9 protein-coding genes are annotated in these 12,385 nt (G+C 40.4%); 5 read left to right on the top strand and 4 right to left on the bottom strand.

Annotated features, from left to right (window positions below; translation table 11 throughout):
* Positions 1 to 16 precede the first annotated feature (16 nt).
* The 3 genes from AC6JA8_RS19040 to AC6JA8_RS19030 are packed head-to-tail and all read right to left on the bottom strand — an operon-like array spanning position 17 to position 2,678.
* Positions 17 to 1,123 carry an LptF/LptG family permease gene (locus AC6JA8_RS19040; RefSeq protein WP_497975179.1) on the bottom strand — a complete coding sequence of 369 codons (1,107 nt, stop codon included), beginning with the start codon at positions 1,121 to 1,123 and terminating at the stop codon, positions 17 to 19.
* Complete coding sequence (locus AC6JA8_RS19035; protein WP_497975178.1) at positions 1,095 to 1,829, bottom strand: CFI-box-CTERM domain-containing protein; 735 nt, start codon at positions 1,827 to 1,829, stop codon at positions 1,095 to 1,097. Before AC6JA8_RS19035 ends, AC6JA8_RS19040 begins: the two co-directional genes overlap by 29 nt.
* Before the next feature lie 12 nt (positions 1,830 to 1,841).
* Positions 1,842 to 2,678, bottom strand: coding sequence for a hypothetical protein (locus AC6JA8_RS19030; RefSeq protein ID WP_497975177.1), 837 nt, complete (start codon positions 2,676 to 2,678; stop codon positions 1,842 to 1,844).
* A gap of 97 nt (positions 2,679 to 2,775) precedes the next feature.
* On the opposite strand from AC6JA8_RS19030, the gene galU reads away from it, so the two are divergent.
* The 4 genes from galU (at position 2,776) to AC6JA8_RS19010 (ending at position 8,771) form a co-directional block, all read left to right on the top strand.
* Complete coding sequence (gene galU, locus AC6JA8_RS19025) at positions 2,776 to 3,663, top strand: UTP--glucose-1-phosphate uridylyltransferase GalU (RefSeq protein ID WP_102245388.1); 888 nt, start codon at positions 2,776 to 2,778, stop codon at positions 3,661 to 3,663.
* A gap of 8 nt (positions 3,664 to 3,671) precedes the next feature.
* Positions 3,672 to 4,598, top strand: coding sequence for a hypothetical protein (locus AC6JA8_RS19020; protein ID WP_497975176.1), 927 nt, complete (start codon positions 3,672 to 3,674; stop codon positions 4,596 to 4,598).
* A gap of 2 nt (positions 4,599 to 4,600) precedes the next feature.
* A complete protein-coding gene (gene priA / locus AC6JA8_RS19015; protein ID WP_497975175.1) occupies positions 4,601 to 6,607 on the top strand; it encodes a replication restart helicase PriA in 2,007 nt (668 codons plus the stop codon).
* 79 nt (positions 6,608 to 6,686) lie between these two features.
* Complete coding sequence (locus tag AC6JA8_RS19010) at positions 6,687 to 8,771, top strand: OmpH family outer membrane protein (RefSeq protein ID WP_497975174.1); 2,085 nt, start codon at positions 6,687 to 6,689, stop codon at positions 8,769 to 8,771.
* Between the two features lie 52 nt (positions 8,772 to 8,823).
* On the opposite strand, the gene AC6JA8_RS19005 is transcribed toward AC6JA8_RS19010, so the two are convergent.
* On the bottom strand, positions 8,824 to 10,287 hold the full coding sequence (locus tag AC6JA8_RS19005; RefSeq protein ID WP_497975173.1) for a hypothetical protein: 1,464 nt from the start codon (positions 10,285 to 10,287) through the stop codon (positions 8,824 to 8,826).
* A gap of 138 nt (positions 10,288 to 10,425) precedes the next feature.
* On the opposite strand from AC6JA8_RS19005, the gene AC6JA8_RS19000 reads away from it, so the two are divergent.
* Positions 10,426 to 12,363: a transglycosylase domain-containing protein gene (locus AC6JA8_RS19000; RefSeq protein ID WP_497975172.1), complete on the top strand. Its 1,938-nt coding sequence runs from the start codon at positions 10,426 to 10,428 to the stop codon at positions 12,361 to 12,363.
* Positions 12,364 to 12,385 lie beyond the last annotated feature (22 nt).

Below are 12,385 nucleotides of genomic sequence, written 5' to 3'. Positions count from 1 at the left end.
TATTAAATACCATAAATTAGCGCAATTTGCGATGGTAAATAAAATAGCCTGCTAAGTAGAGAACAAAGACTGAAGGAACCCCGAAAGTAGCGGCTATCGCTGGGATTTTACTGGTTTGTCCAAGAGTCATGAAATAAGAGTAAATAAACCAATAGAGGAAAGTGAAGGTGAGAACGAAGGCGATATTCATACCAAAAGAGCTGTTTCGTCGGTTGGGATTAAAGAGTGCGACAGAGGCTAAAATCGCCAAAACCAGACAGGTAAAGCCTGAGGAAAATTTATCGAGGAACGTGACATAATATTCACTGTCGTTGATTCCATTCGTTCTTAGAACAAGAATGTAATCATAAAGACGCCAAATATTTAATGTAGAAATGTCGGCGTTAATCTTTTTAAAATCAGAGACCGTTTCATTTAAATCAAATTTTTTATCATGGAAGAAACTAGGAGCTGGAAACGTTTTGTTTTCCAGGTTGGTTACATGAACACCTTTTTCCAGCTGCCATGTTTTTCCTTCAACAAATTTCGCCGTTCCGGCACTTACTTGTTCGGCCAGTTTGAAGTTTCTATCGTAGAAATATAAGTCCAAATCATAAATTGTATTTGTGACGCCATCAAAAGAGCTATATGAAAAGAAATAGTCTTGTCCTTTGAACCAAATTTTACCAGATTTAAGAGCGTTGATTGAAACGGTACTTGTCTTTGCTTTATTGGCAATGCGTGGATGTGAGTCACTTAAAAGAGATTGCTGATGTTTTGTATAGGGAACAAGATACCCGTTAATAAGAAAAAGAATTAGACCAATCATTGCACCGATAGTTCCTACACACAAAACAAATTGTCTGCGGGAAAAACCACTGGCAAAAATGGCCGTCAATTCGTTGCGGCTTTTAAGTTTATTGATAGAAAAGAGCGAGGCAACCAGGCAAGAGACTGGAAAAATTTTAATAAGAAACGTCGGCATTTCCAGAGCTAAATCCAGCAGAATTGAGCGCAGTTCGTTTGTTGCCTTTAAAAGACCCGTCAGGATATGTCCAAGGGACAAGACCATTGCCAGGATAAAAACAGCGCCTAAGAAAAATGTCAGCCATTCTTTAAGAATGAGTTTTCTGATTGTAAACATGAGGTCTAATTAAAAACACAAAAGTTGATAACAAGGGACGCGCGATAAAAGTATTAAAAGCAAACTTTAGGACCGGTTTCTGACTTAGAAAATCCACCAATCGAGGTGAATGTGCGTAATAAAAATCGATAAAATCCAACCCAAGCTCATGCCTGGCGATCTTCAACTTGAAGTGCCTTAAGACTTCAGTCTTTTCATGCTCAAATCCAAAACACATAGTGGCCACATAACATCTCTTCGCACTGATTTGAATTTTGTGGTAAGCGGCTTCAAAGGCCTTGGGGTTGTGGGCCTGTTTTTTATTGTTAAACTTGCGGATGATTTGAGCGTTTACGTGTTGGTATTTAAAACCAATTGAGAACTTCATAAATTGCTCTAAGCAACGCAGACAATCTCTTTGCAGATTGGGGCTACGATCGTAGGCCTTGGCCAAATCCCAATAGGCGTGGCTGATTAAAAGCAGCTCCGTCATATCCTTTTCCGCATCAAAGAGCGAAGGAGTTAAACGGTCTTCGGTTGTATCGAAATAAAGAGCGAGAATACCGAGGTATTTGTTATAAGAATCCACGGCTTGGGCCATGCGGTCTTCTTTGACAAAAACTTGAGCGCGCTTGAGGTGAGTCAGTCGTGTGCGATAAAGCTCCACAACCTGCTCGCGCTTTTTCTCGTCCTTGAGGTCTTTTGCGTCAGCTTTTTTCTTTGCCAAGTTACACCTATTTTAGAATCTTAAAGATGCTGCGAAAGACATCTCTTTTACTTTAGATTCTGTTCTGTTGATAGTTGTGTCTGCGTCTTGTGTAGTATTCTTCAGAGCGAACTCAAGAGCAAGCCTTGGTTGAATCCATGCCAACCCAAAACCATTTCCTTTTTCGTCGTGTTCTTTGTCTTTGAAAGCACCAAAACGTAGATAAAAATCATCTAGCACGCGCACCTGAACACTTCCACGGTAAAGAAGTGACTCAGAGATTTCTTCGGCCGTGTAGTTTGCACCGAAATCAAGACCGATAGTGATGTAGTCAACAAAAACATGTTGTGCACCAACGATGGCCTTTGTCGCCTGGCCTTTCGATTTGAAAGCATCGTAGACAACAATACCAACAGAGCTTTGTGTGTCTATAGAGTGAGTCACACCAAAAACAGATTGGTAGTAATCAATTTTTTTATTTGTGAGAGTGTTTTCATCTTTGGTTTTTCTCATGCTCAAACCAAAAGCTGAACCTGGGCTTAGTGGTGCGCTGGCACTAGCTCCCCAGCGGCTTCTTTTTATTGCGCCTTCTTCCTGGTGAACGTAGCTGACTGTCCCACTTAGAGAAGCATTGCCGTCTGCTAAAACAACACCAGTCGATTTTGGCTTTTGAACAATATTTCCTTTGTCATCTTTCAATTGCAGCATGTCTCTTTGAAAATAAACGCTGCCGTTATTGAAGAAAGATAAACTAGCAGGGTTTAAGAATGCCGCTTCTTCGGCAAGAATGCTGGAAACACCGGTACCTGCAGTTGATTTTAGATGTGTCGTCTCAAATTCATGTATTCTTGCATGCGCAAAATTTGACATGAGTAGTGTGCTGACGAGGAAAAAAGATTTTGTGATTTGATTGCGAATATTAGTAAATCCTTTTAAAATTAATAACAGCTTTCAAAAGGAAATTATAATGAAGATTAGACGTGCCGTCATCCCTGTTGCCGGAAAAGGGACAAGATTTTTACCAGCCACTAAAGAAGTTCCAAAGGAAATGATTCCAATCATCAACCTTCCAATGATTCACTACGTAGTAGAAGAAGCGATTTTGTCAGGTATTGAGCAGGTCGTTTTCATTACTTCATCAGGTAAAAATGCGATTGAGGATTATTTCGACCGCAAGTTTGAGCTGGAAGATTTTCTCATCAAAAATGGAAAACTAAAAGAGCTGGAACTCGTTCAGCAAATTGGAAAAATGGTTGAAGTGACTTCAATCCGTCAGAAAGAGCAATTGGGATTAGGTCACGCTGTTCTTTGTGCAAAAGATATTGTTGGAAATGAGCCATTCGCAGTTATTCTTGGTGATGAGATTGTTCGCGGGCCAAACCCGGTTACAAAACAATTGATCGATGTTTCGACAAAAAATAATAATGCCAATGTCATTGGAGTTATGGAAATCGATCCTCAGGAAACTTATAAATACGGTATTGTTAAAGGGAATTTTACAGACGCTCAGAAAAAAACAATGCGTATGACGACGATGGTGGAAAAACCAAAGCCGGCCGATGCGCCTTCAAACCTGGCAACCCCGGGACGATATGTTTTTAGACCGGAAATCTTCGATGCATTAAAAGTGATCCCAAAAGGAGTTGGTGGAGAATACCAACTAACAGATGCGATTAATTTATTGGCAAAAGAAGGTGAAGTTTACGCGCACATTTTTGAGGGCGCGAGATTTGATACAGGAAATATCGAAGGGTACTTAAACGCAACGATTGAATTCGCTCTAATGAACAAAGATTCAGAAGAGATGATGAGACGTCTTATTAAAGAAAAAGTACAAAAATACAACATCAGATAGGATTAACGATGAAGAGATTATTTCAGGCCTTAATGATTCTTTCGTTTGCTTTCACCGTGCAAGCTTCTGTTCCAACAGAAGAAGGATTGTTAAAGAACTTAAACAATGCCGACCTGCCAGGACAGTATGTAACCGTCAAGATGATGGTTCAGTCACTTAATGAGCCGGATAAAATGGACTACGTTAAGTTGCAATTGTCTCTGGATAATCCCAACACTATCGGCATGCTTCAGACTGTTTATTCAAACGGGCAGATGCTTAATTCGCAAATTAAGAGCGTGAAGTATGTCCCAGATCTTTTAACACAAATTAGAAGAGAGAAGGCTCCAGAAAAAAGTATGTTCTACGGTGTGCTAATGATGTTAGCGACAAACCGCTCTCAAGGGGTTGAAGCTTTTCTGGAAAAAAATGGAGTGAGTGTTGTAAAAAATAAAACTCTTTTAAATGAAGACAAGATGAAACTTCTTCGCGCTTACCGTACTCACCTGGTTAACAGCAAGGGAAGAGGTGATGCCGGTTCGCCATTAAATCCAGAAGATCCAAAAGCCAAAGAAAAAGTCCTGGAGCTTTTCAGGTCAAATACTTTTAAGCGCGCCCGCAATATTGAACTGGTTAAAAAAGATAACGAGTTTATGTGGAAAGTGGACTGGAAGTCGGCCCAGGGTTATTTCTCAAACGAAGAAAGACAATTTAGAGCAATGGATTACGGGACAGCTGACGCTCAAATTAAATTAGAAGCAAGCAACTACCTCCTTTTTAACGGAACAAATGAACTTCCTAAATTTATGAACATGAAAGACAGCACTGGTGGATTATATAAAATCCAAACGCTAGGTCTTGATGTTAAAAAAGCTGATAAGCACCTGGCCGATAGCTATGAAGAAATGAAAAAAGCTCCGGGACAATCAGACCCTGGCTATTCATTTCTATTTTAAGAATGGAAAAAACTCTCTTTCTTGTTGCGGTTAACACGCCTTTTAATGGCTCTATGCTGACGTATAGTGCAGGGGCAGAGCTCGCTCAAAAAATCACTAAAGGAACCTTAGTTAAAGTTCCGTTGGGAAAAGGCAAGAGATCTGTTGATGGCTGCGTTTGGCAGCAAGTCTCAGAACAAAACCTGGACCTGGAAAAAATTAAAGACATCACTGAAGCAAGCGATGAGTTAACTCTTTCTAAAGAAGAGTGTGATCTCTTTCAATGGATGGCAAGTTATTATCACTATCCTTTAGGACAGCTGATCTTTGATGTTTTACCGCCTTTTTTAAAGCGACCACGCAAACTTAACTATGACCAGGGAAAGGGAGTAGAGTCTCCATTTGTGTTAAACCCAGATCAACAAAACGTTGTTGATAAAATCGCAGAAGCAGGCTTTGATAAATTCACAAAGTCTTTAGTTCATGGGGTAACTGGGGCCGGAAAGACTTTGATCTATCTGGAGCTGATTCAAAAGATCATCAAAGAAAAAAAGTCAGTTCTTTTTCTTCTTCCAGAAATTAACCTGACCCCGCAATTTTTAAAAACATTTGAAACCTATTTAAATGTACCGATCTATTCGTACAACAGTGCCATTAGCAATTCAGATAAATTTGGGTTGTGGAAGCTTCTTCAGGAAGACTCTTCACCCAAATTAATTCTCGGAGTTCGCAGCAGTGTCTTTTTACCGATTAAAAACCTGGGTCTGATCATTGTCGATGAAGAGCACGATCAATCTTTTAAACAAGATGACCGCTGTACATATAACGCCCGAGATATTGCGATTAAAAGAGCTTCTCTCCTAAAGATTCCGGTTATTCTTGGTTCAGCAACACCGATGGTGGAAACCTATAAGGCCTTTGTCGGAACAACTCATTACTTTCCACTGACTAAAAGAGCGCAGGAAGCAAAACTTCCTGATATAGAATTAGTTGATATGCGTGGAAGAGCGCGTGTTGAAGCTGAAAAGATGCTTTGGCCTTATAGCAGTGAAAGTGTGTTTAAGATAAGAAAGGCACTTGAAAAAGGTGAGCAGGTTCTCGTCTTCATCAACCGCCTGGGTTACGCCAGCTATTTGCAATGCAATTCTTGTGGTCATCAATTTGCCTGTCCTAATTGCAGCACCAATTTAAAATACTTCAAAAAACGCAGCGAGCTTGTTTGCCAGACTTGTGAGTATAAGTCACCTGCCCCAGAAATGTGCCCAGAGTGTATGAACATTCAACTGACTCCTAAAGGGTTTGGAACGGAAAAGGCCCACGACACTTTACAGGAACTTTTTCCCGATAGAGTCATCGAGCGTTTTGACCGTGATGAAATTAAAACATTTGGAAAACTAGAAGAGACATTGGATCTGTTTCACCAAAAGAAAATTGATATTTTGGTTGGAACTCAGATGCTTTCAAAGGGACATAATTTTGAAAACGTAAACCTGGTGATTATCCTGGGAATTGACTCTCAATTAAATTTCCCCGACTTCAGAAGTAATGAAAGAGTTTATCAAACGCTCACTCAGGTAAGCGGTAGGGCCGGACGCTTTGGAAAAAAGGCCGAGGTTCTTGTTCACACCCTGGCCCCGGAAAATAAAATTTTTTCTTATTTAAAGAATCATTCCTTTGATGACTTCTATAAGGATGAGATTCCGATGAGGGAAATGTGCTCATCGCCTCCGGTAAAGAAGATCATTCTCCTTTATATTAATGGAAAACATCAGGCCGAAGTTATAAAGGAAAGTAGTACTCAGGCCGAGAGATTGTCTGAGCTTGCGCACACTCACTTTAATAAGGTAGACGTTTTGGGGCCGAGACCTTCAATGATAGAGAAGAAAGTGAACAAATTTACTTGGTCTTTACTCCTTAGAAGTGATGATATCAATCAACTCCATAACTTATTGAATACTTTCCTGAAAAACTACCGCCCTCCTCATACTATCTCGTTGAAAATAGACGTAGATCCTTATTATTTTGATTAAGTATTAAAGAAAATCTCAATTTGCTCCGTAAAGACGATGAGAACTTGATATAGGCCCATCTTCCTAAAAGGAATTGCGTATGAAATTGAACAAAAAAATCTTGGCGATTAACTTGTTGGCAAGCCTTCTGTTTACGGAAAGTGCTTTCGCAAGAATTCAAGGGGTGAGAACACCAAGTACTGGTGAATCGAAGCCTTCTAATGGAGCAGCGACAAGAAATTCTTCATCTAATACGGTGAAAAAATCAGAGGCCACAAAAGAAGAAGTCATTACTACTCAGGCCAATTCAATGGCTTCATGTGATGGGGATCAGGATAAAGAAAAGTATTATCCATTAGAGTTGTTCCAACAACTGACACGCGATGGGGACAGCATCAATATTGAACAAAGAGCTGGCAATAAAATTGTCGTGAGAATTCCTCCGATTATTAACGTCTGCGGTAATTTCCTTCCAGAGCTTAGACAGGACAAAGACTCAAAGAACGTTACAGTTCTAATGAGACTTGTAAAAAGAGATGAGAGTGGAAAAGATGTCGATCAGACATATGCACAATTTGAAGAGTGTCTTTCTAGTTATAAACTAAAAGGAAAAGACGGAGTTGAGTCGCCAATTCTGGTTGATGGTCAGCTTAAGCATGATGATATTCCTGGAAAGCTATATTCAGAAAACATCTACTCGATGGACTATGAATTCGATAAAAAAGCAGATGTTAAAAAATCAGTAACTCTAACTTTTGGTTACCCAAAAGCATACAATGATCCAAGAAACGGGTACAAGCCACTTTTTGGAATTGAAGACAGAGTTAAAGGAAGCGTGCCTGGTGAGTCATGTATGCTTGCTGAAAAAATTGCAGATGACTCTACGTTCATCAACAAAGGACAAGATGTATTGATTGAAGAAATCAATGCTATTTGTAAGTCTGGTGATGCTCAAAAAATCGCAGAAGCAAGAAGATCTCTTGGTAATGCTGATGCACTTAAGGATATCGCCGATAAAATCAAAGCAGAAATGGATGCCGGATACCTGAATGCAGTTAAGGCAGACGTTGCAAGAATTGATGGCGAGTTAAAGAAAATCGAAGAAAAGCTTAATAAGCAAAGAGATACAATGGATGAAGCGACAGCAAAAAAAGAAATTGCTAAGTACGCTGACCTGGTAAAAGAACTTGATAATAAGTTCCTTAACCCGGCCATCTACCGTGTTGATACTCTAATGCAAAAGCGTGCAAATCTTGAAGATGGTGCACCAGAAATGAAAGCGATTGATGATGAAATCAAAAAATTAAACGAAGAAATTGGACAATTCTCTAAGAGAAACCCAACATCGTTTGCAAGTGTATACTCTGTAATGGAAAAGTACGCGATCAACGACGCTGCTAAAACGGTTGAAGATATTCGTCTTAAGTCATACCTATACTCAAAAGTATACGCAGGGCCAACAGATGAGAAACGTGGAAAGCCATTAACTTTTGAAGCAGCTAACAAGCAACAAGTTGAGAAGCTTCAACGTTTTGATAAAACTCTTAATGATTGGACAGACCAATACCTTGTTGGACAAGGGAATATGTACCCAATCAAGAAAACAGAAAATGAGCGTCAAGCGGCCATTGACCGTATGAACTCTCGTTACGCTGCTTTTGAAAAGAAAGAGTATCAAGATTACAACAGCTACTGTGCGGTTGGGATGCTTGGAAGTGTGAAGAACCCGGTTAAGTGTAAAGAGTTCGTAAGCGGAAGAGATAAGCGTATGGCCGCTGAGCTTAAGAGACGTGAAAAAGACCTTTATTACATCAAAGGTAGAAATGATAAGTTAACAAAGATGGGTACAAACTATAACGAGTACCAGAGAAAAGTAGCTTCAAGAGAAGAAGCAGAAGCTGATATGTATGAGCCGTACGGATCATCATATACAAGCTACGAAGACAACTTCGCTGACAGATACCCTGGATACTATGGACCAACAACATCTACAGCATACGATGCTTCTATGTACAACATGGGAGGACAAAGTGCTGCGATGATGATGGGTCAACAACAACAACAGATGTACTACCCTCAACAGCAGTCACAAATGATGTACGGGCAGCAACAAGGTTACCAATACCAGATGCCGCAAATGAATCAAATGGGTGGACAGCAGATGGGTGCATGGCCTTCGATCTAATGAAAAATTAAAATTGAAACAAAAAGGCCCTCGAAAGAGGGCCTTTTTTATTTTAGAAAGTAACTGAAGTGTTGATTTGCAGAAGAAGCGAGTTTTTAGTTTCGTTCTTAATCGTTGTATCGTTCGTGTAACTGAAATAATCCCCAGTGATCAGGTAACCAAGACCAGCACCGATAGAGATCTCATTGTTCCACTTGTAAGTCGCGTTTACGTCGATTTCAGTCCCAAGGTCATCAGACTGAGTTGTCACAGCATTAAACATTTTGTTTTTTGTGTGATTGTAAGCAGCTTTACCAGCTTCAGCTGTTTCAAGAGCTTTAGCGTAGATAACGGCAGTATCAAACGTCCACTTCTCAGTGCTGTAGCTTGATTTCAGTTTGAAGTACATTGTGTTTGTAATGTATGAATCGTAAACACTTGCAGTGTTTGGAGCACCAATGGCGTTCAGGTTATAACGGAAAAGAATGTTTGCAACCTGGTAGTTTGGATTTAAGAAAAGAGCGCCGAATTTGCTTCTGCTTCCATCTTGTCCATTAACACGTCCACCATTGAATCCGAAATTCCAAGAGTCACTTGCTTTATAGTTTGCTTCAACAAGGATTGCTTTTGTTGAGTAGCTTGTCACTGTGTTGTCTGCGTTTGTTTTTCCTAAGTCACCAGAGATAAGCGGAACTTCAAGAGCTACATCAAATTTACCCCAAACTTTTTTAAGGTAGATATCTGTGATCTTAACGTCAGTTTCTCCAACTTGCTTGTTAGTATCTGTTGGGTCAATTGATGTTGTGAAGTGAGTGTTGTTTGCACTGCTTGATTTAACTGTGTAAAGAAGACCAAAAGCAATGTCTCTTTCCGGGTTATCGTAAAGAAGGCCAGCTCCTAATTCTTTTGAGTTTGTTGCATCAGTTAAGCCGCCGTTAGAAACTTTCGACCAGAATGGATTCACGTAGAAGTTTCCGATTTTAAGTTTCATCGTGATCCCGTCGCGTGAAGAAGCGTGGCGATCCCATGCGTTTGAACCATCGTTATAGATTGCTCCAAGACCCCAGTTATAAGTGTGGCGACCAATCATATATGTCGCTGTATCAGAGTAAAGCTCAAGGTAAGCTTTCTTGATATTAACCGATGAGCCCTTAGCTTCATTGTGGTAATAAACAGGAACGTTGTTAGCTCCGGCCTTATCTGTTTGAGCAGAGTCGCCAAGGAATCCGCCGCTAGCATAACCAGTTGTCAGTTCCGCTTTAAACGTAGCTGCGTCATTGATGATCATCGTTGGAGCAAGCTTTAGAACGTAGCTTTGCCAAGAAGCCGAAGATTTATCGCCTGTATCAAGTGCAACTTCTTGTGAACCGTTGTTGGTTGCTGTGCGAGCAGTTTTTCCATCGATTCTACGGAAGCTTGAAAGAAGAGTTGAGTCCACGCCGAAAGAGCCGTGCCAGTCGATAGGAAGAGCAAATGATGTCGCTGGAATAACCGCAAGAGAGGCGATGGCCAGGAATCTGTTCAAAGACATAGTCATGAAATACTCCAAAAAAGAGGTCAATTAACATTGGAAAGTTTTATCAAAATACTATATGAAATGGGACTGGTTAAGTCAAAATGAGAAACACAAGAATTATGACTGGATTATCCCTGTATTTGTGAGATTATAGATAAGATGAAGCAATGGGCAATTCGCATATTTATCTTCCTGCTAGCACTCCTGGTTCTGGTAACTATTGGCGTGTACATTTTTGTTAAGACAACGCTTAACGAGACGTCGATCGCTCTCTTGGAAGATAAAATTTTAAAAAGCTACGATCCTTACATCACTTCTTACCCGGTAGTGACTCTTGAAGAAGGCGCTCTGGTTAAAAGAGACGAACTTCAACGCTTTTATCTCTTTACTGCAGAAAAAAACAGTTTTGATGATTTTATGGCGCGCTCACGTGAAAGTGGTGCGATCTCAGATCTAAAGGCCATTCCTGGTCTGCTGCAAATCAATCATGATGTCTCTTTTAAAAACTTGATGAGCAACGATTGTGTTGAGATCTATTGTTACCAACACTACTTGCCATTTGAATACATACCTTCGATTTTCTGGAAGGGTCTGATTGGTGTAGAAGACCAACGCTACCTTGATCACTTTGGTGTCGATCTAAAATCTTTATTCCGTGCTTTTGTGACTAATTTAAAAACGATGCGCTACACGCAGGGTGGATCGACGATTTCTCAACAGCTGGTAAAAAACCTATTTTTTACCAATGAAAAAACGTTTACTAGAAAATTAAAAGAAATGGTTGTTTCAATTTATATCGAAACAAAATTTCCTAAAGAAAAAATCCTGGAAGCTTACTTGAATGAAGTTCACTGGGGAGCTCTTCAGGGAATAAAAATGAAAGGGGTCCTTTCCGCTTCACTTTTTTACTTCGGTAAAAAACCGGCCGACATCACTCCATTTGAAGGGGCAATCCTGATTGGCCTTTTAAAGGGGCCGGGCTATTTTCACCCGCTTAAAAAACTAGAAAGACTTCAGGAAAGAGCGGACGTCGTTTACAAAAAACTCGTCCAGGAAAATTTTGTTCCCAATGATCCAAGCCTCATCTGGAAACAAGCAGATTGGGATAATTGGACTGCTCGTCTGAAAAAACTTGAGACAGCTCGTTATCACCAGTCGATCTGGAGAACATTAAACGACCAGGAGCCAACGCTTTCTGAGTACGAAAAATTTGTTCTTATCCAGAAAGTGGCCGATGTAAAAAGCAAAATCAATGAGCGCTTTAACGATAAATTCAACACAGTTGATATCTCGGTAAAGGTTATGCTTGGACCACTGAGTTCTGATTCTTGGTATAGCTATTACAACCGTGTAGAAAGAAATAAAGAAAAGGCACTTTCAAAAGAAAGACACCAGGTCGGAAGTACAATCAAGCCGATTATCTACAGTGTTTTTGAAGATCTTGGACGCAGAATGGATGAATGGGTTATCACAGATCCAATCACTCTTCAGTTAAAATCCGGCCCGTGGACTCCAAGAGAGGCCCATCGCAATCTTCCACCACAAGTGACTTACACAGACGCACTTTTAAAATCGCTTAACCGTCCGGTTATCAGAATCGCCAGCGAACTAGGATTTCCTCAGGTAGAAGAAAAGCTAAAACCGTATTTCCCTGAGTTAAAAACCCCACTTGATCAGTACCCATCAGAGCTTCTGGGAAGTATGGAACTGAGCATGAGTGAGCTAAGGGATGTCTATGCGAACTTTATTAAAACAGAATGCGGCAAAATAAAAAATAGTGAGCGATTCATGGACCAGTCGGTGCTTCAGCTTCTGTCTGACCCGAACCAGACGACAGTAGAGCGTGCCGTAGATGTTGTTATGCAAAAGCTTAGGTTCTTCGGTAAGACCGGAACGACAAACAATGGTTATGACAACTGGTACGTGGCCTTCGATGGCAAGAACATCACCCTCATCTGGGTTGGGTACGAAGGAGAGCGCAAAACAAAATCACTGGGATTATACGGCGCAACTACCGCCTTTGATGTCTTCCAGAATTACTACCGCGACAGAGGCAAGCGCTTCCAGCAATTTGGCTGTGAGCTGGTTTCAAACTAGGCCCTTTTTTTAAGGACATGCT

This window comes from Bacteriovorax sp. HI3, assembly GCF_059738875.1.
Note: the sequence above shows the minus strand (reverse complement) of the source record. Positions and strands in the feature narration are given on the sequence as shown.

Excerpts from the sequence above, each read along its gene's own strand:
- AC6JA8_RS19040 (WP_497975179.1), bottom strand. The coding sequence starts at position 1,123 with ATGTTTACAATCAGAAAACTCATTCTTAAAGAATGGCTGACATTTTTC.
- AC6JA8_RS19030 (WP_497975177.1), bottom strand. The coding sequence starts at position 2,678 with ATGTCAAATTTTGCGCATGCAAGAATACATGAATTTGAGACGACACAT.
- galU (WP_102245388.1), top strand. The coding sequence starts at position 2,776 with ATGAAGATTAGACGTGCCGTCATCCCTGTTGCCGGAAAAGGGACAAGA.
- AC6JA8_RS19020 (WP_497975176.1), top strand. The coding sequence starts at position 3,672 with ATGAAGAGATTATTTCAGGCCTTAATGATTCTTTCGTTTGCTTTCACC.
- priA (WP_497975175.1), top strand. The coding sequence starts at position 4,601 with ATGGAAAAAACTCTCTTTCTTGTTGCGGTTAACACGCCTTTTAATGGC.
- AC6JA8_RS19010 (WP_497975174.1), top strand. The coding sequence starts at position 6,687 with ATGAAATTGAACAAAAAAATCTTGGCGATTAACTTGTTGGCAAGCCTT.
- AC6JA8_RS19005 (WP_497975173.1), bottom strand. The coding sequence starts at position 10,287 with ATGACTATGTCTTTGAACAGATTCCTGGCCATCGCCTCTCTTGCGGTT.
- AC6JA8_RS19000 (WP_497975172.1), top strand. The coding sequence starts at position 10,426 with ATGAAGCAATGGGCAATTCGCATATTTATCTTCCTGCTAGCACTCCTG.